This window comes from Agrobacterium sp. ST15.13.013 (genome assembly GCF_027956525.1).
Lineage (GTDB): Bacteria > Pseudomonadota > Alphaproteobacteria > Rhizobiales > Rhizobiaceae > Agrobacterium > Agrobacterium salinitolerans.
The window spans coordinates 116713-141208 of sequence record NZ_JAQKGP010000005.1; the positions used below are offsets into that span (position 1 = coordinate 116713).

Annotated in this window: 17 protein-coding genes; 8 read left to right on the forward strand and 9 right to left on the reverse strand. The window is 60.3% G+C overall.

Annotated features, from left to right (window positions below; all coding sequences use genetic code 11):
* Positions 1–154 precede the first annotated feature (154 nt).
* The 6 genes from PL597_RS07465 to PL597_RS07490 form a co-directional block, all read right to left on the reverse strand.
* A complete protein-coding gene (locus tag PL597_RS07465) occupies positions 155–778 on the reverse strand; it encodes a TetR family transcriptional regulator (RefSeq protein WP_077984252.1) in 624 nt (207 codons plus the stop codon).
* A 118-nt stretch (positions 779–896) separates the two neighbouring features.
* Entirely contained in the window at positions 897–4031 is a 3135-nt protein-coding gene (locus tag PL597_RS07470) for an efflux RND transporter permease subunit (RefSeq protein WP_271364868.1), read from the reverse strand.
* A 12-nt stretch (positions 4032–4043) separates the two neighbouring features.
* The gene (locus PL597_RS07475; protein WP_416372223.1) at positions 4044–5237 is read right to left on the reverse strand and encodes an efflux RND transporter periplasmic adaptor subunit; all 1194 of its coding nucleotides are present in this window, start codon (positions 5235–5237) and stop codon (positions 4044–4046) included.
* Between the two features lie 261 nt (positions 5238–5498).
* A complete protein-coding gene (locus PL597_RS07480; RefSeq protein WP_269824106.1) occupies positions 5499–7004 on the reverse strand; it encodes a sensor domain-containing diguanylate cyclase in 1506 nt (501 codons plus the stop codon).
* A gap of 168 nt (positions 7005–7172) precedes the next feature.
* Positions 7173–7997 (reverse strand): bifunctional allantoicase/(S)-ureidoglycine aminohydrolase, encoded by an 825-nt coding sequence (locus tag PL597_RS07485; RefSeq protein WP_137411701.1) that lies wholly within the window; start codon positions 7995–7997, stop codon positions 7173–7175.
* 92 nt (positions 7998–8089) lie between these two features.
* The gene (locus PL597_RS07490) at positions 8090–9136 is read right to left on the reverse strand and encodes a class I SAM-dependent methyltransferase (protein WP_162520321.1); all 1047 of its coding nucleotides are present in this window, start codon (positions 9134–9136) and stop codon (positions 8090–8092) included.
* 316 nt (positions 9137–9452) lie between these two features.
* Here PL597_RS07490 and PL597_RS07495 point away from each other — a divergent pair, with 316 nt between their 5' ends.
* Entirely contained in the window at positions 9453–11447 is a 1995-nt protein-coding gene (locus PL597_RS07495) for a putative bifunctional diguanylate cyclase/phosphodiesterase (protein WP_271364870.1), read from the forward strand.
* A 42-nt stretch (positions 11448–11489) separates the two neighbouring features.
* Here the strand turns inward: PL597_RS07495 and PL597_RS07500 are convergent, their stop codons facing one another.
* Both PL597_RS07500 and PL597_RS07505 read right to left on the reverse strand, forming a co-directional pair.
* Positions 11490–12566 carry an Ldh family oxidoreductase gene (locus PL597_RS07500; protein ID WP_271364871.1) on the reverse strand — a complete coding sequence of 359 codons (1077 nt, stop codon included), beginning with the start codon at positions 12564–12566 and terminating at the stop codon, positions 11490–11492.
* Positions 12567–12656: 90 nt separating this feature from the next.
* Positions 12657–15362 carry a DNA translocase FtsK gene (locus tag PL597_RS07505; protein ID WP_271364872.1) on the reverse strand — a complete coding sequence of 902 codons (2706 nt, stop codon included), beginning with the start codon at positions 15360–15362 and terminating at the stop codon, positions 12657–12659.
* Between the two features lie 375 nt (positions 15363–15737).
* Here PL597_RS07505 and PL597_RS07510 point away from each other — a divergent pair, with 375 nt between their 5' ends.
* The 7 genes from PL597_RS07510 (at position 15738) to PL597_RS07540 (ending at position 22231) form a co-directional block, all read left to right on the forward strand.
* On the forward strand, positions 15738–17348 hold the full coding sequence (locus PL597_RS07510; RefSeq protein WP_271364873.1) for an ABC transporter substrate-binding protein: 1611 nt from the start codon (positions 15738–15740) through the stop codon (positions 17346–17348).
* A 9-nt stretch (positions 17349–17357) separates the two neighbouring features.
* Positions 17358–18347, forward strand: a complete 990-nt coding sequence (locus PL597_RS07515; RefSeq protein WP_271364874.1) for an ABC transporter permease — start codon at positions 17358–17360, stop codon at positions 18345–18347.
* Positions 18344–19174 (forward strand): ABC transporter permease, encoded by an 831-nt coding sequence (locus tag PL597_RS07520; protein ID WP_173990630.1) that lies wholly within the window; start codon positions 18344–18346, stop codon positions 19172–19174. Before PL597_RS07515 ends, PL597_RS07520 begins: the two co-directional genes overlap by 4 nt.
* Entirely contained in the window at positions 19171–19974 is an 804-nt protein-coding gene (locus tag PL597_RS07525; protein WP_077984260.1) for an ABC transporter ATP-binding protein, read from the forward strand. The genes PL597_RS07520 and PL597_RS07525 overlap by 4 nt, the downstream gene beginning before the upstream one ends.
* A complete protein-coding gene (locus PL597_RS07530; protein WP_271364875.1) occupies positions 19971–20750 on the forward strand; it encodes an ABC transporter ATP-binding protein in 780 nt (259 codons plus the stop codon). Before PL597_RS07525 ends, PL597_RS07530 begins: the two co-directional genes overlap by 4 nt.
* A 9-nt stretch (positions 20751–20759) precedes the next feature.
* Positions 20760–21887, forward strand: a complete 1128-nt coding sequence (locus PL597_RS07535) for a pyridoxal-phosphate-dependent aminotransferase family protein (protein WP_271364876.1) — start codon at positions 20760–20762, stop codon at positions 21885–21887.
* A gap of 149 nt (positions 21888–22036) precedes the next feature.
* Positions 22037–22231, forward strand: coding sequence for a hypothetical protein (locus tag PL597_RS07540; protein ID WP_077984263.1), 195 nt, complete (start codon positions 22037–22039; stop codon positions 22229–22231).
* A 182-nt stretch (positions 22232–22413) separates the two neighbouring features.
* On the opposite strand, the gene PL597_RS07545 is transcribed toward PL597_RS07540, so the two are convergent.
* Positions 22414–24225: an IlvD/Edd family dehydratase gene (locus PL597_RS07545; RefSeq protein ID WP_137411692.1), complete on the reverse strand. Its 1812-nt coding sequence runs from the start codon at positions 24223–24225 to the stop codon at positions 22414–22416.
* Positions 24226–24496: the final 271 nt, after the last annotated feature.

Genomic DNA, 24496 nt, shown 5'->3' on the forward strand with positions numbered 1-24496 from the left:
TTTTATTTGAAATGACCATGTGCGAACTCCTCCCAAAGCCCGAAGAAGAAGCTAGCGTTCGTTTTGAGGTACGTAAAGCAATTTTCGCTGGTCTTTTAGAATACACTCAAATTTGACCGTATGAACCGCAAACCGGAAGGTCCCGGAAGTCCCGTTATGATGCGGAGGAGCGCTGGAAACCCTTCATCAGGCGGTGCACGGCTTCGGCACCCTCCCTGGCCAGATCGAAACGCTTGCCGAACAGCAGCCAGTCGGAGCACATGCCTTTCAGCAGCCAGTATAGCGCATCGAGCGCAGAGTCCGCCGTCCAGTTGTCGTTGAATGCGCCTTCCGCCTGCGCCCGTGCGAAAGCGGCCTCGAGCCGATCCTTGTGATACCGATCCAGTTCTTCCTGCGCGTGCAGCACCGGAGCGAACTCATCGGAGTAATTGGTGCGCAGGCTGATGGTCATGATGCGCTGGCGCTGTTCATCTTTTGAAAGAAGCGTCAGCCATTTGCAGGCGGCCTCCTCGATCTTGGCCAGCAGAGCCAGCCCCTTGACGTCGGGGTCGCCGAAATCGAGCAAATCCGATTCCGGCAGGGACACCGATTGATAGAGGCCGATAAAGAGATCGCTCTTGCTGGAAAAATGCCAGTATATGGCACCACGCGTGACGCCGGCCGCAGCCGCCACCTCATCCAGAGAGCTGTTGGCCACACCCTTCTTGAAGAACACCCGCTCGGCGGCGGCAAGGATCGCCTGACGCGTCTCTTCCGCCTCGGCCTTGGTTCGGCGCATGCTGATGTCTCCTTCCAGTCGCGGCACGGCGCTTTCGCACCGTACCTTGTTTGCAGTGCCGGGCTGTCAGCCAAATGAACGCATTCATGTGACTTTTCGCCCAGCTGTCACACCCGTTTTATTCCGCTGGCGATACGGCGTCAGCAGCAATCTCGCTGCCCTTCTTCCGATCCCCGAAAATCTTCATGACAAAGACGAAGAAGACGGGAACGAAGAAGATCGCGAGGATCGTCGCCGAGATCATGCCGCCGAGAACCCCGGTACCGATGGCGTTCTGGCTCGCCGCGCTGGCGCCCGATGCAATCGCCATCGGCAGCACTCCGAGCGAGAAGGCGAGCGACGTCATCAGGATCGGCCGGAAACGCAAATGCGCCGCCTCCACCGTCGCATCATAGGTGGATTTTCCTTCCGCCCGCAAATCCTTGGCGAATTCGATGATCAGGATCGCATTCTTGGCCGAGAGACCAATGATGGCGACAAGACCCACCAGAAAGTAGACGTCGTTCGGCATGCCGCGTAGCATGACAGCCGCCACCGAGCCGATGACGCCGAGCGGCACCACCAGCATGACGGAGAGAGGGATGGACCAGCTTTCGTAAAGCGCGGCCAGCAGCAGGAAGACGAACAGCACGCTAAGGCCGATCAGGGCCGGCGCCTGTGAGCCCGACTGGATTTCCTGCAGCGACTGGCCGGTCCATTCGAAGCCGAAACCACCCGGCAGTTCGCGCGCCAGACGCTCCATTTCGGCAATCGCATCGCCGGAGGAGTAACCCGGTGCGGACTGGCCGCTGATACGGATCGCAGGATAGCCGTTATAACCGACCACCTGCGAGGGACCGCGAACCCATTCCACCGTAGCGAATGAGCTGACCGGTACCATGCCGCCATTGGCGTTGCGGACGTTGAGGTTCAAAAGATCCTCGGTCTTCATGCGCTGGCCCTGTTCCGCCTGCACCGTCACACGCTGCATGCGGCCGGCATTGGGGAAGTCGTTGACGTAGGACGACCCCATATTGGCCGAGATGGTGGCGTTGATGTCGCTGAAGGTCACACCGAAGGTATTGGCCTTTTCACGGTCGATGACGAGATTGACCTGCGCCGCATCCGGCATGCCTTCGATGCGAAGACCGGCAAGGATGGGGCTCTGGCGGGCGGCGGCCATGAGCTGGGCGCCCGCTGCGCTGAGTGCGGTTTGACCGGCGCCAGACCTGTCCTGAAGACGGAAGGTGAAACCGCTCGAGTTGCCCAGCCCCTGAATGGGCGGCGGTGACAAGGCAAAGGACATCGCGTCTGGAAGTCCCCACAGCTTGCCGTTGATCCGGGCGGAGATAGCGGCAGCCGAATCCTCCGGCCCGCGTTCGCTCCAGTCCTTCAGCGTCGCGAAAGCGAGACCCGCATTCTGGCCGGAGCCGGAGAAGGAGAATCCCGAGATCGCAATGACGCGCTCCACCGCCGGCTCTTCCATGAAGATTTTCTCGATCTGCTGGATGGATTGCAGCGTGCGCTCGGTGCTGGCTTCCGCCGGCGCCTGAATATCGACGATCAGATAGCCCTGATCCTCGTTGGGCAGGAACGAGCTTGGAAGCTGCATATAGGCCCAGCCGAGACCGGCAAGCAGCGCCGCATAGATGATCATGAAACGGCCGGAGCGCTTGATGATGCCCCCCACCGACGAGGAGTATTTGTGCGACGCCTTATCGAAATTGCGGTTGAACCAGCCAAAAAATCCTTTTTTCTCGTGATGCCCTGCCTTGATCGGCTTCAGGAACGAAGCACAGAGCGCGGGCGTGAGAGACAGTGCCAGGAAGCCCGAAAACAGGATGGAAACCACCATCGTCAGACTGAACTGCTGGTAGATGATGCCAACGGCTCCGGGGAAAAAGGCCATCGGTACGAACACCGCGGTCAGCACCAGCGTGATGCCGATGATGGCGCCCGAAATCTGGCCCATGGCCTTGCGGGTCGCCTCCTTCGGCGGCAGATGCTCCTCCGCCATGATGCGCTCAACATTTTCCACGACAACAATAGCGTCGTCCACCAGAATGCCGATGGCGAGAACCATGGCGAACATGGTGAGCACGTTGATCGAGAACCCCGAGACATACATGACGGCGCAGGTGCCGAGCAGCGCCACGGGCACCACCAGTGTCGGAATGATCGTGTAGCGGATGTTCTGCAGGAAGACGAACATCACCACAAAGACGAGGATCATTGCCTCTATCAACGTGTGAATGACCTTCTCGATCGAGATCTTGACGAAGGGACTGGTATCATAGGGTATCTCATACTCGATGCCCTGCGGGAAATAACGTGACAACTCCTCCATCGTCGCGCGCACGCCTTCGGAGGTCTGCATGGCATTTGCCGTCGGCGACAGCTGGACGCCGATGGCCGCACTGGGCTTGCCGTTGAGACGGCTCGAGAAATTGTAGCTCTCGCCCCCCACTTCGACACGTGCGACATCACGCAGCCGCACCGATGAGCCATCGGGATTGGCGCGCAACACGATGGAACCGAATTCCTCCGGAGAGGTCAGCTGGCCCTGGACGTTGACGGTCGCGGAAATCTGCTGGCCGACGGGGTTCGGCGATGCGCCGATGCGGCCGGCGGCAACCTGCGAGTTCTGCGCCTGAATGGCGTTGATGACATCGTCCGAAGTCAGGCTGAGACCCAACATCTTGTCGGGATCCATCCAGATGCGCATGGAGCGCTGGGTAGCGAACAGCTGCGCGCTGCCGACACCCGGCACACGGCGCAATTCACCCAGCACGTTGCGGCTGAGATAATCGCCAAGACCGATGGCATCGGTGTTGCCGTCGACGGAGGTCAGCGCCACCATCATCAGAAACGATGTGCCGGCCTGTTCCACACGCAGTCCCTGTTGCGTCACAGAGCGCGGCAGACGGGGTTCGACGCGGGCAATGCGGTTTTGCACTTCCACCTGCGCTTCACCGATATTGGTGCCGGGCTCGAACGTCACGTTGATCGAAATACGGCCGGAGGATTCCGACGTCGATTCAAAGTAGATGAGACCGGGAACGCCGTTCAGCTCTTCCTCGATGGGCCGGGTAACACTCTGATAGATGTCTTCCGGCGAGGCGCCCGGATAGTTGGTGCCGATCGAAATCTGTGGCGGGGCCACATTCGGATATTGCGCAATCGGCAGCATGGGAATGGCGAGCAGGCCCGCCAGCATGATGAAGATGGCGACGACCCAGGCAAAAATGGGCCGATCGATGAAAAAACGTGCCATGGAAATCGGTCCTTATTGCTTCGCGGCGGCCGGGACAGTGCCCTCGCTGCCGGCGACGGCAGCGATATCGGGCTCCGGCGACCACGGTTCGGGCTTCACCTTGGCGCCCGGCGCAGTTTTCTGGAAACCTTCGGCAACCACACGGTCACCATCCTTCAGCCCCTCCGAAATCACCCAGCGATCACCGATGGAGCGTCCGACGCTCACGCGCCGCTGTTCGACCGTGTCTTCGGCATTCACGACAAGAACGCTTGCCTGCCCGCCCGCGTCGCGCTGCACCGCCTGCTGCGGCACGGCAAAGGCCGCCTTCTGGATACCCTGCTGGATCTGGACGCGAACATACATGCCCGGCAAAAGATCGCCGTTCGGATTGGGAAATTCGCCGCGCAGCGTCACCTGGCCGGTGGTTTCATCCACCGCTGCCTCGGAGAACAGCAGGCGGCCAGACACCGGATAACGGCTGCCATCATCAAACAGCAGGTTGACTTCGGCCTCGTTCTTGCCGGTCATCAGCTGGCCGTCTTGCAGCGCCTTGCGCAGGCGAATGAGATCGGCGGCCGGCTGGGTAAAATCGGCATAGATCGGATCGAGCTGCTGGATCGTCGCCAGGCTTTCAGAACCGGTCGCGCTGACCAGCGCGCCTTCGGTGATGCGCGCCCGGCCGATGACGCCGCTGATCGGCGCCTTCACATCGGCATATTGCAGATTGAGCCTTGCTTCCGCAACGCCTGCTTCCGCCACCGCCACTTCGGCATCGGCTTGCGCCAGCAAAGCGACGGCATTGTCGAATTCCTGCTGAGAGCCGACATTGGAGCGGCGCAGCTGCTGCTGACGGTCGGCGGTCTGCCGCGCCTGCAGTTGCGCGGCCTGCGCCCGGCGCAGCGTACCCTCGGCGCTATCGACGCGCACCTGGAAGGGTGCGGGATCGATCCGGTAGAGCACGTCACCTTCCTTCACCAGCGAGCCCTGCTCGAACACCCGCTCGACGATGATGCCGGAAACGCGCGGACGTACTTCGGCAAGCCGCGTCGGCGCGATGCGTCCCGGCAATTCGTTGGTGATGGGCAGTTCTTCCGGCTTCACGGTAACGACCTTGACCGCACCGGGCGGCGGGGCGCCGGGCGCGGACGCCTGCTCGTCGCTACACCCGACCAGGACGATGCCTGTCAACAACACCGCTACGATCTGCCCAAATCTCTTCGCCATACTGCGCTCCGAATCCATAAAATAGGTCACATTTACATACATACTAATACGTATGTAAAATTTCGGCAATAGAATTGCTGCAGTGCAAAAGTGCTCTCACGCGCTTGTGAAGACCTTTGAGGCGGCTTGGAAACGAGATTTGCATTGCAGAAAATGAGGAGAAGCGAGTGGCGCATGGCGGCACGGAACCTGCGCGTGGTTACACTCCCACAACGTCTGACGAAAATAGCGCAAACGGGAGGGCGGCGACCCTTTCCGCCCTTAGGACAGACGTTTCAGCGAGTTCGGCTCCGGCTGCGGGCCGCCCTTCGTCGTGTCGTTATTGTCGGCGGCTCTGTTGCGCAATGCCGCATAATAGGCGTTCTTCTGCTCGTACATATTCATGTCGGCCCGGCGCACCAGCGATTCCATCGTCTCGCCGGCCTCGCTGGTCGCCACACCCAGCGAGAGGCTTAGCGGCGCGCTGGAATAGAACTGGTTGTTGATCTTCAGCAGTTCGTAGACGGTTTCCACCATGGCGGCGGCGACCTGCTTGTCGGCGCCGGGGAGAAGGATGGCGAATTCGTCACCGCCGATGCGCGCGGCATGGTTCGGCGCAGTCACCACACCGTTCAGCACCTCGCCCACCCGCCGCAGCAACGCGTCGCCGGCATCGTGGCCGAGCTTGTCATTGGCATCCTTCAGGCCGTTGAGATCGATGACGATGGCGGAAACCGGCCTGAGCGCGCTGCGCTCCAGCCGGTTCAGCTCGTCCGAATAGAAAGCGCGGTTGTGCAGCTTGGTCAGCACATCGTGCTTGCCGAGATACTCGAGGTAGGCTTCCGCCTTCTTGCGCGCGGTAATATCCGTCAGCGCCACCTGCACCAGCGACCAGTCGTGCTCATGGCCCGGAAAAACGGAAAAATGCAGGAGAACGTGCCGCTCCGAGCCATCAAGCGCATAATTCACCACCTCGCGATGGTGGGTGAGATTGCCGTTCCAAAGCTCCATCAGCTGTTCCCGGAACGGCTTTTCCATCTCGCCACGGAAAATATCGCCTAGCCGCTGCAACAGGACCTGCCGGTCCGGCGCGCAGAACAGGTCAAGCGTCGCGCGGTTGACGTCGATGACGCGGATTTCGCTCATGCATTGCCGCACGAATTCGGGATGCACATCCATGAACACGCGGAAATCGACGATGCCGCGGTCCCTGACCTCCTCGATCAATCGCCGCACCCGGCTGAAATCTTCCACCCACAGGGAAACGGGTGAGTGTTTGAACATACCTTCGGCATAACGACGGTTGAGAAGCTCCTTGCGGCGTGCTTCCTCCCGCTCCGTCACATCCTCGGTGGTCAAAAGCAGCCGCCCGAGTGTTTCTTCGTGGCCGGGAATGACCGCGCCGCGCAGCTGAATATCCAGTCGCTTGCCGCCGATTGAATAATTGACCGCGTTGCTGGTGAACTCCGTCTTGCCCGCCCAGAGTTCGGAAAGCTCGTTCACATGGCTTTCCAGCATGTCGTCACGAAAAATCCGGTGCAGATTGTCAACGAGATGCGCCTGATCACGGGCCTCGAACAGCTCCAGCGTCCTGGGGTTGACCTTAATCACACGGATTTTCTGCGAACAGGCCGCTACCCTTGATAAATCTTCGAGAAGAAACGCCCTGACATCCTCCACGCCCTGAGACCGCCAGATATCGAACTGGCTTTTCACCTCGCTGAAATCTTCTATCCACATCGCCACGGGCGCAAGATTGAAGATGCTGGTATCGGTCGTCTCACTCATGCGGGCATTCTTCTTGAGGTAAATGCGGATGAAGGCCGAAAGGGTGCGGGGCAGCAATGGCCGCCCGCATCTCCGGATTTATTAGGGATATTCGATTTAACGCAAGCATTTATCGCGCAAACCGTCAGATTGGGCGATAATTCCTGAGCTTTGTGACTATGATGCCCGTTACCAGAGCTTCACGTGGCGGTTCACATCCTTGTAGAGCAGGTAACGGAACCGGCCCGGTCCACCCGCATAACAGGCCTGCGGGCAATAGGCGCGCAGCCACATGAAGTCACCCGCCTCAACTTCTACCCAGTCCTCGTTCAGCCGGTAGACGGCCTTGCCTTCCAGGACATAAAGACCATGTTCCATCACATGGGTTTCCATGAAGGGAATGGTCGCGCCCGGCTCGAAGGTAACGATGTTGAGATGCATATCATAGCGCACATCTTCCGGATCGATGAAACGGGTCGTTGCCCATTTGCCTTCCGTGTCAGGCATGGCCGACAGGGCGATCTCGTCTTCATGCGAAAAGATCGCCGGCGGAAGCTCCAGCCCGTCAACCGCCTGAAACGCCTTGCGGACCCAATGGAACTTGACCGGCGCCTTGCCCGAATTGCGAAGCCGCCAGCGGGAACCGGCAGGCAGGAAGGCGAATGAGCCCTCCCGCAGCGCGTGCTGCACGCCCTCGAATTCCACGGTCATTTCGCCGTCAACGACGAAGATCGCGGCTTCAGCCCGCGCGTCCGGTTCCGGCCGCTCACTACCGCCGCCCGGCTGCACCTCGACGATATATTGCGCGAAGGTTTCGGAAAAACCCGTCATCGGCCGGGCGATGATCCACGCGCGAGTGCCGGTCCAGTGCGGCAGAACGCTTGTTACGATATCGGACATGACGGTTTTGGGAATGACCGCATAGGCGGTCTTGAACACCGCCTTGCTCGACAGAAGTTCCGTCTGTCCCGGCAGACCACCCATATCCGAATAATATCTCTTCATTTCAGCCATTCCATTCAGCAACGCATTCGGCGCGGATTCTTAAGGCCGCGCCGGCGTTTAATCAAATAGTTATTGGCAAACAGAGATCGGTCCGAAGGACATCACACCTTCTTCCGCATTGTCGCGTAGACGATATTGTGGTTCTCACCGAAAAACACCTCCGCCTCGATGCTCGCAGGATCGGCGCTGGCATTGACGATTCGCCACATATCCGCCTTGGAGCGCAACAGCAGCGCCCAGTTCATGAAGGTTTCCATGTAACCGTCGACGACGATGTCTTCCGAGAAATTGGCGAAGAGGAACATGCCGCCGGGTTTCAGCATCTCCATGCAGCGCCGCGTGAGTTTGATCGCCACGCGGTCGTTCAGATAATCGTAAAGACCGGCCGCATAGATCAGGTCGAAAGTGCCTAGTTCCTGCGTGCGCAGCACGATATCACGCACGGAACCATCGATCGCCTCAATGCAGCTGCCGTTGAAATCACGGGCGACGGAACCGACGCTCAAGGGATCCTGATCGAGCGCCACCCAGCGCTTGATCCGGCCCTCTTTCAGCGCCACGGAGGCATCCGCCTCGCGCAGATGGCCGGAAGCGATGGTGAGGATTTCCGTCTCATCGCCATGCCGGGCTGCGGCCTCGTCAACGAACCGCGTCAGCAAATCGCGCCGCTCGCGCACGGCGACCGAGGAACTGGCGTCCTTCGTGTAGTCGTAAAGGGCCGCACCGAGCGGCGTGGCCTTTTTCACCAGTTCCGCAACGCTGTCGTGGCCATAAATGAAATCCAGCAACTGCGCGTCGCCCGAATAGCCACGCGGCTTTTCGAAGGACCAACGCGTGAACGGGTCTTCCAGAAAACGGTGCGAAACGGGGTGATTCTGTACCAGCGGTATCAGTTCAGCCCACACGCTGGAGTGGAGCTTATCACGCAGGAGATGAAGTGCACCTGCTATTCTATGTATTATCTCACGTGCTGAAACACGATTGTCGAATTGCTGTTGTGCCAATTCGAGAATGAGCGCCACCTCTGCTTTCGCAACTGCGAACTGCTCATCGAATGTTTCCGTTCTGCGCGCAAAAATCTCCTTTGCGACAGTATCCGGGGTGATCAGACTTGCCCCATCAAGATTTTTTTTCTTTACCCGCACCACTTCAGCCTCCAGTATTAACACATTGTTAACTATACGTTTCTGGGAGGCGGATGGCCACTCGCTTTCGATTTTTGAGCGGTGTAGGGATACATTAGTAAATTAGCGTATTTTTTTGGTCACACTCGTGAGGACGGGAGAAAGCAGATACGCGATTTAGTGAAACTTAATGTTGCGAACGTATAATGCGTTCTTCCTTTCCATATTCTCCGCACGCATCGGCAGAGATCGACGGGAACCCGCAACGGGTGCGGAAGCACACGGAAAAGTGGAATAAGCAGTTACTTAATAAAGTATACGCAACACTATGGGAAAGTGCATGAAGCACACATTGGGAGAGGTGAGTGGACAGCAAGACTATCGGCGGCCGGACTCCCGGTTTTCTGATGAACTTCTTGCCCTTTACCAGCAGGAAGGTGAACGCAGCCGCCGTGGTTCGATCCGCCGGGGCCTGTGGACCGCTGTTTTAATCTATCTGCTATTTGCCGCAACCGACATCATTCTCATACCCGACGTCGCGTCCTATACCATTCTTGCACGCTTCGCCGTCGTCCTTTCATCCCTGCTTACGCTGGAAATCCAGCTGCGCAAGGGTGCAAGTACTGCCGCGCTCGATCTCACCTGCGCCACGGCTCTCGTCATGGGATATATCGGTTGGCTGCTCCCTTCGCTGTTGACCGACAATACTGAAAACATGTCCTATTACATGGTTTTCGGGGCAATATTCATGATGGGCGCCAATCTGTTTTTCACCTTCCGCTTCCATCTGTCACTGGTGTCTTCAGGAATTATTCTCGTCTCCTATTTTGTGGCGGCTATGCAGTTTCCCGAAGATAGCTTCTACAAGATCGCCTTCGGCACCTTCTACATTTCCTGCTTCGTCTTCACCTCTTACGTGAACTGGAACCTGAACCGGGAACGCTACCATGTGTTCGTCAACGCACTGGAGGCGAAGGCCCAGCAAAAGGCGGCGGACGAGCGTGGCCAGGCGCTGTTGCGCCTTTCAAATACCGATTCCCTGACGGGCCTGCAGAACCGCCGCGCCATCGACCACCATCTGCGCCTTTTGTGGGAAAATTGGATCAGGAAGGAAGAAGGCTTTGCCGTTTTCCTCATCGACGTCGACTTCTTCAAGAAATACAACGACCGTTACGGCCATCAGGAAGGGGACAAATGCCTGGTGACTGTGGGCAACGCCCTGCAGGATGCGATCACCGAACACGGCGCTTCCATCGGCCGCTATGGCGGCGAAGAATTCATCGTGCTGGCGCCGTTCAAGACCAGGCAGCAGGTGGGTGAGCTTGCCGAGACGATCCGCCACACAGTTGAAAGTCTGTCGCTCCCGCATGACCAGCGCCGCGATGGCACCTTCATTGTCACCGTCAGCATCGGTGCGTCGTTCACCCGTCCCAATCCAGACGGCAAATTGGAAAAGATCATCAATGAAGCCGACCGCGCGCTCTATATAGCCAAGGGCAATGGCCGCAACTGCATGAAGCTGTTCGATCCGAACGATCCGCAGACCAGCGACGAGACCGAGAATATTGCCGCCCTGCTGAAAATCGCCGTCGCGGAAAATCTCGTTTCCCTCGTCTATCAGCCTATTCTCAACGTTTCGACCAACGAGACGGCAGGGGTAGAGGCGCTGATGCGGCTCCGCCTGCTGGATGGCACTCCTGTCGCGCCTGGCGTCTTCATTCCGATTGCCGAACGTACCGGCACGATCATGGAACTTGGCCTGTGGACCATCAAGACGGTTTGCAAACAGATCCTGGCCGATGACACGGTGGCCGTCGTCAGCGTCAACGTCTCGCCGATGCAATTGAAGAATCCCGGTTTCGCAACCTCGGTGGCCGCCATTCTCGTGGAGGCCGGCATTGCCGGCAACAGGCTCGCCTTCGAAATCACCGAAGGCGTCGACATGGAAATGCACTCAGACGTGCTACGGTGTCTGAACGACCTGAAAACGCTTGGTATCAATATCTGGCTTGATGATTTCGGGACCGGTTTTGCCGGGCTCTCCTGGCTGCGCATGACGGATTTCGATACCGTCAAGATCGACCGCTCCTTCCTGCACGACAGCAAGGCCCCGCGCGGACGCGCGATGCTGCAGGACATGATCCGCCTCATCCGCAATCGCGGCCACAAGATCCTGATCGAAGGCGTGGAGACCGAGGAACAGCTGAGGCTCGTGCGGCAGATGGAGATCGACTACGCGCAGGGTTATTATATTGGGCGTCCGGTCGGGGCCGAGAGGCTGAGCGCGGCGACGGCGCCCTATCCGCGCCCCAACATGCTGCTGCGCCCCGCCTGATCCAGCGATGTCGGCGTAGACTGCCCTCATGTACTGGCCGCTTCAATGATAGGCGGGCAGGCTGAGCAAGAATTTTTCCGCAAGTTCTGAAAAGGCCGCCCGTGTGACGGGATCGACAGGGGCGCCTTCCCTCTCCCGCCTTGCCGCCACCGCCCACTCCCGATCACCCGGCGCCATGACCTTGCAGTCTTCCCGCACAGGGGATCCGCGCAGGACCTCGAGATAACGTTTCATGCCCTCGTCGAACACGTCGCGCTCCAGGAAGGCCTCCGGCTTCAGTGCCAGAACAAAGGCTCCGAGCCCGCGCGGCGTTGAAAAATCCGGCCCGCCCATGGGAGCGAGATCGAAACTGAGCTTCATGCCGGAGAGAACAGCACTGAAAATCTCGACCATTCCCGCAAGCGCCGCGCCCTTGAACCCGAACTCACCGCCAACAGGGGCAAGCATCTCGGCCGCATTGGGATCGCGCGTATCGACGCCGTCGCCATCCGAAGCGACGCCTTGCGGCAATTGCTGGCCAAGGCTGCGGTAAAGCAGAACGCGGTTATAGGGCACGGCACTCGTCGCCATATCCAGTAGCCAGGGCATGCCGTCCGCTGCCGGCACACCAATGGCAATGGGGTTGGTGCCGTGGAAACGCATTGCGCCATCATGCAGGCGCACGAAACTGTCGGAATTGCAAAAGGTGAGGCCGATATAACCCTGCCGCGCCGCTTCCAGTGCATAAGCGCCGGCGGGGCCGAAATGCGATGAGTTACGGATCGCCACCGCGCCAATGCCGAATTTTTCCGCGAGCGCCATGGCGCTGTCCATCGCCGCATAGGTGGCGCGGGCGCCATGGGCATGGTCGGCGTCGATCGTCTCCACCGCACCGAAGCCCGAAACGCGGCGGATCTGCGGCCGCCGATTGAGACGTCCACCTTCGAGCGCGGTAATATAATGGGCGAGCAGGCGGACGCCGTGGCTGTCCACACCGAGCCTTGTGCCGTGCATCATGGCGCGCGTCGCCGCATCGGCCGTTTCGTCATCGGTGCCGGCGGCCAGGAAAACGGCGCGGCAAAACCGCTCCAGCTCATCCAGCCTCGCCAGGACGTTGGCTTTTTCATTGCTGTGCGCCATAGGGAATCCTTCCAATTCCAGAATCCATGCCGCACAAGCTATTCACGGGGCGCGTTTTTGCAATCGAATATCGCGCGCCCGAAGGCTCAATCAGTCTTCCGCTCCCGTGGCATCGTAAGAAGAGCGTTCGCCGGCGATGATCGCGCGTTTGCCGACATGATTGGCAGGCCCGACAATGCCTTCCTGTTCCATGCGCTCGACCAGCGAAGCTGCGCGATTATAGCCCACGGACAGGCGGCGCTGGATATAGGATGTGGAGCACTTCTTGTCGCGCATCACCACCTTGACAGCCTTCTCGTAGAGATCGTCGCTATCGTCCTCACCCATGGCGGTCTTGTCGAAAACAGCGGCTTCCTCTTCCACATCTTCGTCGGTCTCGTCGGCGTCTTCGGTGACGGTGCCGAGATATTCCGGACGTCCTTGGGTCTTCAGATGCGCGACAACCTTCTCCACTTCCTCATCGGAGACGAAGGGGCCGTGGACACGGGCGATGCGGCCGCCGCCCATCATGTGCAGCATGTCGCCCTGGCCGAGCAGGTGTTCCGCGCCCTGTTCGCCAAGGATGGTGCGGCTGTCGATCTTCGAGGTTACCTGGAAGGAGATGCGGGTCGGGAAGTTGGCCTTGATCGTGCCTGTAATGACATCGACCGACGGGCGCTGCGTTGCCATAATGAGATGAATGCCCGCGGCGCGCGCCATCTGCGCCAGGCGCTGGATCGCCCCTTCGATTTCCTTGCCCGCGACCATCATCAGGTCAGCCATTTCATCGACGATGACGACGATGTAAGGCATGGCCGTGAGGTCCATTTCCTCCTGCTCGTAGACCGCTTCGCCGGTGGCGCGATCAAACCCGGTCTGCACGTTGCAGAATACCGTCTCGCCCTTGGCGCGGGCGGCAGCGGCCCTTGCATTATAACCGTCGATATTGCGCACGCCGAGACGTGACATCTTGCGATATCGGTCTTCCATCTCACGCACGGCCCATTTCAGGGCCATCACCGCCTTTTTCGGATCGGTGACCACAGGCGTCAGCAGATGCGGAATGCCGTCATAAACCGAAAGCTCGAGCATCTTGGGATCGACCATGATCAGGCGGCACTCTTCCGGCTTCAGGCGATAGAGCAGTGAAAGGATCATGGTGTTGATGGCGACCGACTTGCCCGAACCGGTGGTGCCCGCGACCAGAAGGTGCGGCATCTTCGCCAGTTCGGCGATGACAGGTTCGCCGCCGATGGTCTTGCCGAGGCAAAGTGCGAGCTTCTGGCGCGTCTCGGCGTAGTCGGTCGCTTCGATCAATTCGCGCAGATAAACCGTCTCACGCACCGGGTTCGGCAATTCGATGCCGATGACATTGCGGCCGGGTACAACGGCGACACGCGCGGAAAGCGCCGACATGGAGCGGGCGATATCGTCCGAGAGGCCGATGACGCGCGAGGACTTGACGCCGGGCGCGGGCTCGAATTCGTACAGCGTGACGACCGGGCCTGGACGAACATCGATGATCTCGCCCTTGATGCCGAAATCCTCCAGCACGCTTTCGAGAAGACCGGCGCTCTGCTCCAGCGCTTCCGGCGTCATGGTCGTGGTCTGCTGGACACGGGCTTCCTGCAGAAGATCGATGGAGGGATATTCATATTCGCCTTCGGCAAAGACAGGCGCGTCGCGGAACATCGGCTGCGAGGCCTGGATGGGTGCGCGCGGCGTAAAGCGCGGCTCTGCCGTAATTCTCTCAACCGGCTGAACCTGCTCCACAGGTTTCGGCGCTTCGACAACCATTGGCGTTTCCGCAACGGCCGGCGGCGCGACTTCCTGTTCAACGACCGGAAGGGCCGCAGGAACGACGGACTGGCGCACGCCGATCTCGCGGTAAAGCCGGATTGCGGAACCACCCGGCACGGTGATGACCGGAGGCACGGACGAAAGTACGGTCGCCGCGGCCGCCGGCGATGCAAAGGCGACCGGCGCGACAACAGCAGGTGCCGTGACCGAATTTGCAAGAACGGCGCGCGCGGACGCGGAGACGCCCTCGCCGGCAGCGCCCGGCAGATCAAGCGTCATCACTTCCCAGAACAGCTCATCCGGCAGATGGGCGGCGAAAGCCGGAATGGCAGCCTGCGGCGCGGTGGTCTGAACTGCATCGATGGCGGGTTCGACGGATGGCGGCTGAACCGGCGAGAATATCTGCTGCGCGGGCGCTTCTGAAGCTAGGGAAATCTCCGCCTGAACCGGCGCCCGGGCAGCGGCAGCCGCCTCTTCCGCCTGCTTGCGGGCAAGCTCCAGCCGCAATTTGTAGGTCAACGCCCTCGCACCCCGGGCCTCCGGCGGCTGCGGCAGGAACGGCATGCGCGGCGGCGGCATGCGCGGCTCCGCCGGCTTTATGACCGGCTGAGAGACAGGAGCAACCTCCTGCTGCACAGCCTGTTGCTGCTCCACCACTTCCGGCTCCGGTGCTTCAGCCGGAGCGACAGCCAGGACTTCCTCCTCCGGAATATTGGGGGTCTCGACCGGCATGCGCCGCGCAAACGCGCTTTCCGGCGTGCGGGTGAAACGGACATTCGGGCCGAGCACGAAAGCATTCTGCCAGCCGGGCATCTCGGCGCGGCCTTCGATGGCGTCGGCTGCGCTGACATCGGCATTCGGCTTGGGTGCCGCGCCGGCCTTCATCGCCGCCGTCTGCTGACCGGCAACCGACTGGCCGACGGCATGACGAGCCTTCTCGCTCCCCTCCCCTACGCTATTGGACGAATTCTGGAATCTGGATCGGGAGAAGCTCATGGCAGCGTGCACACTCATCATAAACGTACATATTTCGGTCTCCCTGAAATAAAAAATAAAGGTTAATTACCCCTTTCCAAACGGGGTCGATGAGGTAGATTTTCGTTTCGTCCATACGCCGCACGGGGCACATGCCACCGAGGGAACGGCATTCCAACCACTTAATTTTATTAGGCTATATCAAATTTTCAGAGCATTACCGAGGGCAAGACGGCAAGGTGAGAAAAGCGTATTGCCGCCGGAAAGCATATTGTTTCCGCAAAGGTGCGCGCAACGTAAAATCATTGCTGTAAAGCCCGCGAATTAACGTGGACACTGCCGAGGTTGCAGCCTTAAGATCGGCCTGCCGCGGCCCAAGCGGAAAGGCCCGTCCAGCCCTCATTTCCGGAGTGAATCATGTCGCCTGTCCATCTGTCCCGTCGCTCGCTTCTCAAGACCTCGCTTCTTCTTGCCGCAACCACGGGGCTGGCAGGCATTGCCGCTGCGCAGCAGGCGGCGCCCGGCGGAAGGTTGATCGTTGCGGCCGATTCGGAGCCGAAGAACCTCAATCCGGCGATCGTCGCCTCAAACGGCGTGTTTTATATTGCCAGCAAGATCATCGAGCCGCTGGCCGAGGCCTCCTTCAACGGCAAGGACGGCCTGGAACCGCGCCTCGCAACCGAATGGGCGGGATCGGATGACGGGTTAAGCGCCACCTTCAAGCTGCGTGAGGGCGTGACCTGGCATGATGGCAAACCCTTTACCTCCGCGGACGTTGCCTTTTCGGCGCTCTACGTCTGGAAACCATTGCAGAATCTCGGGCGGCTGGTCTTTGCCAATCTCGATAAGGTCGACACGCCGGATGAACACACGGCAATCTTCCGCTTCTCCAAGCCAACGCCGTTCCAGCTCATCCGCAACGCGCTGCCGGTCGTTACCAGCGTCGTGCCGAAACATCTTTATGAAGGCACCGATATCGCCACCAACCCGGCCAATACCAAACCGGTCGGCACCGGGCCTTTCGTCTTTGCCGAATACAAACCCGGCGAATATTATCGCCTGACCCGCAATCCCAATTACTGGGGCAAGGACGAACCGCAGCTCGAAGAGATCATCTATCGCGTCTTGCCCGACCGCGCAGCCGCTGCCTCGGCGCTGGAAGCGGAAGAAATACAGCTGGCCGCCTTCTCCGCCGTGCCGCTGGCCGATCTCGACCGCATCTCGAAGGTGCCTGGGATCAAGGTCATCGCCGATGGTTACGAGGCGCTGACCTATCAACTGGTGGTGGAAATCAACCACCGCCGCAAGGAACTGGCCGACCTCAAGGTCCGGAAGGCCATCGCCCACGCCATCGACAAAAAATTCGTCATAGACAAGGTCTTTCTCGGTTACGCCACGGCATCCACCGGCCCGGTACCGAAGAACGCCCCTGAATTCTACACCGACGATGTCGAGACCTATGATTTCGATGTGGCCAAGGCCAACGCCCTGCTGGACGAGGCGGGTTATGCACGCGGCCCGAACGGAACACGTTTCTCGCTGAAACTTCTGCCGGCGCCTTACTTTAATGAAACCAGGCAGTTCGGCTCCTATCTTCGTCAGGCGTTGCAGGAAATCGGCATCGATGCCGAATTGGTCAACAATGATTCAGCCGCTCACCAGAAGGCCGTTTACACCGATCATGCCTTCGATCTCGCCATCGCGCCGCCGGTCTTCCGCGGCGACCCGGCAATTTCCACCACCATTCTCGTGCGTTCCGGCATTCCGACGGGCGTCGGCTTCTCCAACCAGGGCGGTTACGAGAACAAGACTCTGGACGAACTGATCGACAATGCGGCGATAACGGTCGATACGGCGGTACGCACGGCGCTTTACAAGGATTTCCAGAAGCAGGTCGCCGCCGATCTGCCGCTGATCAACGTTGCCGAATGGGGCTTCATTACCGTGGCGCGCGATACGGTCAAACATGTCGCCAGCAATCCCCGCTGGGCCGTTTCCAACTGGGCGGATACGACGGTCGACGGCTGAGGACGCGCCGTGAAGCGTGCAACGACATTGCTGAAGCGTAGGGCAGTCAGCGCCATTCCGGTGCTGCTGATTGTCCTCGTCTTCACCTTCGTACTGCTTGAAACCGCATCCGGAGACGCGGTAGACGCCTATCTCGTCTCCATCGGCGGCGGTGATGCCGGGCTCAGGGATGTATTGCGCGAGCAATATGGCCTGAACGGTTCGGTGCTGGCCCGTTTCTGGCTCTATGCCAGCTCGGTGCTGCGGCTCGATCTCGGCTGGTCGCTTGCCTTCGACCGCCCTGTGCTGGGGTTGATCCTCGAGCGACTGCCGAACACGCTTCTCCTGATGGGCAGCGCTACCACACTCGCCTTCATCCTCGGCACCGGGCTTGGCATCGTTGCGGGCGCGCGTCCTGGCGGGCTGACGGATCGCGTGCTTTCAACGTTTTCGCTGGCGCTTTACGCCACGCCCGGCTTCTGGCTTGGCCTCGTGCTCGCAATCGTCTTCGCCGTTCAACTCAAATGGCTGCCCACGTCCGGCATCGAAACCATCGCCTCGGGCAAACAGGGATTTGCAAGGGCGCTCGATATTGCCCGCCATCTCGTGTTGCCGGTCGCCAGCCTCGGCCTCATTTATCTCGCGCTTTTCCTGCGCGTCATGCGCACCGCCATGGCGGCGGTCTGGCCGCTGGATTTCGTGCTGTTCGCCAGATCAAAAGGGCTTTCCAAACGGCGGATCGTGCTGCGCCATGTCGCGCGCAATGCCGCTCTTCCGCTCGTCACCGTGCTTGGCCTGCAGGCCGCAACCATGCTGGGCGGCAGCGTGGTAATCGAAAGCGTCTTTGCCATTCCCGGCTTTGGCCGGCTGGCGCAGGAGGCGGTCAGCGGTCGCGACACGCCGCTTTTGATGGGCACTATTCTAACAAGCGCCGTCTTCGTCATCCTCGTCAATCTCGCCGTCGACATTCTCTATGCCGTTCTCGATCCGCGCATCGGCAGCGGGGAGCGACAGGCATGAGTTTCGCTCTCCGGCTGCTGCGCAGTTTCGAAGGCGCCACAGGCGCCATCATTCTGGTGCTGCTTGCCATGACGGCGCTCGCCGCGCCCGTCGTTTTTCCCGGTGACCCGCTGGCCATCGCCGGTGAGCCGCTGATCGCGCCCTTTACGGATGCCGCTTTGCCTCTCGGCACCGACCGGCTCGGCCGAGATGTGCTGGCCGAACTTGCCCACGGCGCGCAGTCCTCTTTGCTCGTTGGCATTGGCGCCGCCGCCGCGGCGCTTGTGATCGGCGCCGTCATCGGCACCATTGCCGGTTTTGCAGGCGGCCTCGTGGATGAAGCATTGATGCGCGTCACCGACGCCTTCCAGATCGTGCCGAATTTCTTGCTCGCGCTCGCCTTCGTCAGCACCATCGGCCCTTCCATGCCCATTGTCATTCTCGCCATTGCGCTCGGCGCATGGGCGGATCCGGCGCGGCTAATGCGGGCGCAGGTCTTGAGCATACGCGAGCGCGATTATGTCCAATCCGCCCGCGCCATCGGCATGCATCCGTTAGAAATCGCCTTCCGGCAGATTTTACCGAATGCCCTGCCGCCGGTTCTGGCGCTGGCCGCCATCATCGTCGCGGCAGCCATTCTCACCGAAGCGGCGCTGTCCTTCCTCGGACTTGGCGATCCCAATATAGTCACCTGGGGTTCTATGATTGCTGAAGGACGTAACGTCCTGCGCTCGGCCGCGTTTTTATCTGTCATCCCCGGCATCGGCCTTCTGGTCACCGTTCTCGGCGTTTATCTTTTCGCAGAAGGCGTCAACAGGGCGATGGCAACGAGGAGGCAAGAGCCATGAGCGGAAATGCGCTATGCCGGATCGACGATCTCAGCGTTTTTTATGCGGCAGGCGATGCACCGGCACTGCAGACTGTTTCGCTGACGATCCGGCAGGGGCAGAGGCTGGCGATCATCGGCGAAAGCGGTTCGGGAAAATCCACGCTCGGCAGAGCCATTGCCGGTCTTCTTCCCGGCAATGCGCGGGTTTCCGGCGATATTTCCTGGAGCCGCGATAGCGGCCTGTTTCACGGCAGGCCGCAGCCGGGGCGCGATATCGGTACGATCTTTCAGGATACCGGCGCGACGCTGAACCCGGTTCTCACCATCGGCGAACAGGTGGCGGAAGGCGCCGTTCGGCATCTCGATCTGTCGTGGAGGAAGGCGCGCGATCTTGCCCGCGACCTTCTGGACCGGGTGCGGCTGCCGCATCCTTCCCACCTGCTTGCCGCCTATCCGCACCAGCTTTCCGGCGGCCAGAGGCAGCGCGTGGCGATTGCCGCCGCCATTGCCGCCAATCCTTCGATCCTGATCGCCGACGAAGCCACGAGCGCGCTCGATACCGTCAGCCAGGCCGCCATCGCCATGCTGCTGGACGATCTGGTGCGGCGGGAAAACAAAACGCTGGTGTTCATCACCCATGATATCGGCCTTGCCTCCAGCCTTGCCGACGAGATCGCGGTTCTGCGCGCGGGGCTGCTGGTGGAACACGGCCCGACGCGACGGGTGCTTTCCACGCCTGCCCATGACTATACGCGCGCGCTGCTTGCCGATTATCTCGATCTCTCCACTCCGCCGCTCATCAGCGAGGCCGCGTCATGAACGAAGCCCTTCTGCGGGTCGACGGATTGTCGAAAACCTATCGCACCGGCGCAAGAACAGTGGCAGCGCTTTCCGACATCTCCTTTTCGCTTCAGCCCGGCGAGACCCTGGGACTTGCCGGTCCCTCCGGCTGCGGGAAATCGACGCTGGCGCGCATTCTGATGCGGTTGATCCCGCCCGACGGAGGCACGATCCATTTCAAAGGCCGTGACTGGCTGGCGCTTGACGGAGGCAAGCTTCGCGCCGCCCGCCGGCATATGCAGATGGTGTTTCAGGACACGCATGGCGCCTTCAATCCGCGCGCCAGCGTCGAGGATGCCATCGGTGAACCGCTGCGCATCCATCGCATGGTGAAAAGACGCGACCGCGCGGCGGAAATACACCGTCTTCTCGAGCGCGTGGGCCTGCCCGCCAGCTATGCCGGCCGCTCGGTCTTCGAGCTTTCCGGCGGCCAAAGACAGCGTGTCGCGATTGCACGGGCTATTGCGCTCGAACCGTCGCTTCTCATTCTGGACGAGGCCGTCTCCGCGCTCGATGTTTCGGTTCGCCGGCAAATCCTCGAACTGCTGGTGGAAATACAGCGGGAGACGGCCGTTTCCTGTATTTTCGTCTCCCATGATCTCGCGGTCATCCGCGCCGTCTGCCACCGCGTCGCCATCATGGAAGCGGGACAGATCGTTGAAATCGGCAGGACGGGAAATATCGTTTCGGCGCCGCAATCCTCGACCGCCAGAACCCTGATCGACGCCGCACCGCGCCTGACCATTGCCACGTAAGGAAAAGACATGCCCGTTCCCGATTATGCATTGCTGCTTGACCCACCCGCTTTTCCCGCGGAGCGTTACGCCATTCTGGCTGATCGACTGGCAGCCTTGATGGGCACGGGCAACGACGTCCTTCTCATACAGGCGGAAGCCGTGCTGGCACTCGAGGCGGCGGCGACGAGCCTTGCCCGACCGGGTCTTAGAGCGCTCAACATCGTCACCAGCCCCTATGGCGCATGGTTCGGCGGCTGGCTCAATAGAGGCGGCGCGACGGTGCGCAACCTGACGGCCAGTCCCGCAAAGCCGGTCACGCTGGAGGAGGTGGAGCGGGCGTTGAACGAGGGCCCGGACTTCGATCTTCTCGCCATCGTCCATGCGGAATCGGCAAGCGGCATTCTCAACCCCCTGCCCGCCATTGCCGCGCTCGCTCGGCAAAGGGGTATAGTGACCCTTGTCGACGCCGTGGCGTCCATCGGCGGCCATGCCTTCGAGGTCGACCGGCTGGGCATCGATATCGCCGTCATCGGCCCGCAAAAGGCGCTGGCAGGCCCGGCCGGGGTTTCCGCCATTTCCATCAGTGAAAGGGCGTGGGATCTATTTTCGCATGGTAGGGCGCTGGAAAACTCCATGCTCTCGCTTCTGGACCAGAAAAAACTCTGGCTCGATGCCGGCCGCGGCGCGCTGCCCGGAACGCCCGCTCCGCTGGAATTCTACGCGCTGGAGGCCGCCCTCGACAGGATAGAGGCGGAAGGTCTGGCATCCGCCAACGAACGCCACGAAAGAGCGGCGGCGGCCACCCGGAGCGGCATCAGGGCGCTCGGTATCCTGACCTGGGTGGAGGAGGCGCACGCCTCCGCCCTCGTTTCCACGGCGATCCTGCCGGATACCCTGGAAGCCGGAGATTTTCTCGCGGCTGCATCCAAAAAACAGGGCGCAGATCTTTCTTACGGTGTTGGCCCCGGCGCTGAACGACTGATAAGGCTCAATCACACCGGTCGGCGGGCGCATCCGGAGGCTGTGAAAGCCAATATCGCGGCCTTCGCCAGCGCCCTGAAAAGCCTCGGCCATGCCGCAGATACCGATTCCGCGCTGGAAGCGGCCGAAAAAACCTATTTTGACTCTCCTGCGAACAGCGTTCAACGCCCCTGATAAACGTTCATTGCGCCGAATCCTGCAGCGTTGAAATGTCAGTCACGGCATTGTCGTTAAAAATGGTAGACAAATTCCCCGGCCAATCTTGACGAAATCATGGCAACGCGCGAAACTTAACACACTGTTAACTCGCGTGAAGAAGGGAAATGGCCATGGTAGCAGGTTTCAACATGCTCTCCTTTGACCTCTTTGGCATCGGCCGAAGGATGCCCGTCGTCAAGGAGCGGATGGAGACCGAGTTTCAGGACAAAACGCCGCGCAGACCCGACGACGAGTCGCACGATGACGACCGCGATCAGGAATATGAGCTGTTCTTCTGGTCGCTTTACCCGGTGATCTGACGCCTGCCTGGCAAGCTTTTAAACCATCGGCAAAATAGGTTTTCCGTTGCCTCATCGCTACGGGGCGCGTGGGCTACTGCGCCAGACAAGCGCCGTAACCTCGATATTTTCAGTTTACCGTCAAACCAAACGAAAAGCGGCCCCGGGAAAACCTCGAGGCCGCGCAAATCCGACGATGGATGTTAATGGTTGTCGCGCGGCAGGCCCTTGGTCTGGGCAATGCGCTGGTACTTCACGGCCGGTTCCAGAACCGCGCCGGTTTCCATCTGGCTGACGATTCCGCGCTGGATTTCCTGCCATGGCGTCTGGTGGTCGGGGAACTTGTAACCGCCCTCGGCGGAAAGCGCCTCGTAACGCTTCGCCAGTTCCTCGCCGGAAATCAGGATATCCGCCTTGCCGCGGCCGACATCGATGCGAACGCGGTCGCCCGTCTGCAGGATGGCGAGACCGCCGCCGGCCGCCGCTTCCGGTGAAGCGTTGAGGATGGACGGGCTCCCCGACGTGCCGGACTGGCGGCCATCGCCGATGCAGGGCAGCGAATTGACGCCTTCTTTGAGAAGATAATCCGGTGCGCGCATGTTCACCACTTCCGCCGCACCCGGATATCCGATGGGACCGGCGCCGCGCATGAAGAGGATGGTATTGGCGTCGATCTTCAGCGACGGATCGTCGATGCGGTGATGGTAGTCCTCCGGACCGTCGAACACCACGGCACGGCCTTCGAAGGCTTCCGGATCGTTCGGGTTGGAGAGGTAACGGTTGCGGAACTCTTCCGAGATCACGCTCGTCTTCATGATGGCGGAGGAGAACAGGTTGCCCCGCAGAACGCGGAAGCCGGCGCGCTCCTTGAGCGGCTGCTCATAGGGGCGGATGACCTTCTCGTCTTCGATGATCGCGCCACGGCAATTGTCGCCGATGGTCTTGCCGTTGACCGTCATGGCGTCTTCCATGATCAGTCCCTGGGTCATCAGCTGGTTGACGACAGCGGGAACGCCACCCGCATGGTAATAATCCTCGCCCAGATATTCGCCGGCCGGCTGCAGGTTGACGAGCAGCGGCACGTCTTCGCCATAGGTCTGCCAGTCATCCACCGTCAGCTCGACGCCGACGTGGCGCGCAAGGCCGTTCAGGTGGATCGGCGCGTTGGTGGAGCCGCCGATGGCCGAGTTGACGCGGATGGCGTTGATGAAGGCGTCTTTGGTCATGATATCGGAAGGCTTCAGGTCTTCCTTCACCATTTCGACGATGCGCAGGCCGGTAAGATAGGAGACTTCCTGACGGTCACGGTAAGGCGCCGGAATGGCGGCGGAGCCCGGAAGCTGCATGCCCAGCGCTTCGGCAAGCGAGTTCATGGTCGTTGCCGTGCCCATGGTGTTGCAATAACCGGTGGAGGGAGCCGACGAGGCGACGAGCTTGACGAAGCCCTGGTAATCGATCTCACCCTTCGCGAGCAGTTCGCGCGCCTTCCAGACGATGGTGCCGGAACCGGTGCGTTCGCCCCGGAACCAGCCGTTCAGCATGGGGCCGACGGAAAGGGCGATGGCCGGAATGTTGACGGTGGCCGCCGCCATGAGACAGGCAGGCGTGGTCTTGTCGCAGCCGATGGTCAGGACGACGCCGTCGAGCGGATAACCGTAAAGCACTTCCACGAGGCCGAGATAAGCGAGGTTGCGGTCAAGACCGGCGGTTGGGCGCTTGCCGGTTTCCTGAATCGGATGCACGGGAAATTCAATCGCGATGCCGCCGGCTTCACGGATACCTTCACGCAGGCGGTTTGCCAGCTCCAGGTGGTGGCGGTTGCAGGGGGAAAGGTCAGAGCCCGTCTGCGCGATACCGATGATCGGGCGATCGGACTGCAGTTCGGCCTGGCTGAGACCGAAGTTCATGTAGCGCTCGAGATAAAGCGCCGTCATGTCCGCATTCGCGGGATTGTCAAACCACGCGCGCGAACGCAGCTTGCCCTGAGTTGCAGGAAGATTATCAGATGTCGTCATGATGCGGGTCTCCAGCCGGAAGTGGCCAACGGTAAAATATTACGAAATGCGACAAGCTTATGTTGCGCACAAGGAAAATGGAATCAGCGTTTCGGAGATCACGCATAACCGACAGAGTGAGCCCAGACGAGTGGCATCGAGCTGCACTTCGGCTTTAACCGAATATTTTTCGGCATTTACGCCCATCGCGGGATTACGCAACGGAATCTCCCTCCCTCTTTTGCCGACTAAATTTCGTCCCGGGGGCGCGAAAATTCCGACAAAAATCGCT

Bases quoted from the DNA above. Each gene is read 5' to 3' on its own strand.
- PL597_RS07535 (WP_271364876.1), top strand. From the start codon at position 20,760: ATGCCCGTTCCCGATTATGCATTGCTGCTTGACCCACCCGCTTTTCCC.
- PL597_RS07465 (WP_077984252.1), bottom strand. From the start codon at position 778: ATGCGCCGAACCAAGGCCGAGGCGGAAGAGACGCGTCAGGCGATCCTT.
- PL597_RS07485 (WP_137411701.1), bottom strand. From the start codon at position 7,997: ATGGCTGAAATGAAGAGATATTATTCGGATATGGGTGGTCTGCCGGGA.
- PL597_RS07540 (WP_077984263.1), top strand. From the start codon at position 22,037: ATGGCCATGGTAGCAGGTTTCAACATGCTCTCCTTTGACCTCTTTGGC.
- PL597_RS07480 (WP_269824106.1), bottom strand. From the start codon at position 7,004: ATGAGTGAGACGACCGATACCAGCATCTTCAATCTTGCGCCCGTGGCG.
- PL597_RS07500 (WP_271364871.1), bottom strand. From the start codon at position 12,566: ATGGCGCACAGCAATGAAAAAGCCAACGTCCTGGCGAGGCTGGATGAG.
- PL597_RS07530 (WP_271364875.1), top strand. From the start codon at position 19,971: ATGAACGAAGCCCTTCTGCGGGTCGACGGATTGTCGAAAACCTATCGC.
- PL597_RS07505 (WP_271364872.1), bottom strand. From the start codon at position 15,362: ATGATGAGTGTGCACGCTGCCATGAGCTTCTCCCGATCCAGATTCCAG.
- PL597_RS07470 (WP_271364868.1), bottom strand. From the start codon at position 4,031: ATGGCACGTTTTTTCATCGATCGGCCCATTTTTGCCTGGGTCGTCGCC.
- PL597_RS07545 (WP_137411692.1), bottom strand. From the start codon at position 24,225: ATGACGACATCTGATAATCTTCCTGCAACTCAGGGCAAGCTGCGTTCG.
- PL597_RS07475 (WP_416372223.1), bottom strand. From the start codon at position 5,237: ATGGCGAAGAGATTTGGGCAGATCGTAGCGGTGTTGTTGACAGGCATC.
- PL597_RS07520 (WP_173990630.1), top strand. From the start codon at position 18,344: ATGAGTTTCGCTCTCCGGCTGCTGCGCAGTTTCGAAGGCGCCACAGGC.
- PL597_RS07510 (WP_271364873.1), top strand. From the start codon at position 15,738: ATGTCGCCTGTCCATCTGTCCCGTCGCTCGCTTCTCAAGACCTCGCTT.
- PL597_RS07495 (WP_271364870.1), top strand. From the start codon at position 9,453: ATGAAGCACACATTGGGAGAGGTGAGTGGACAGCAAGACTATCGGCGG.
- PL597_RS07525 (WP_077984260.1), top strand. From the start codon at position 19,171: ATGAGCGGAAATGCGCTATGCCGGATCGACGATCTCAGCGTTTTTTAT.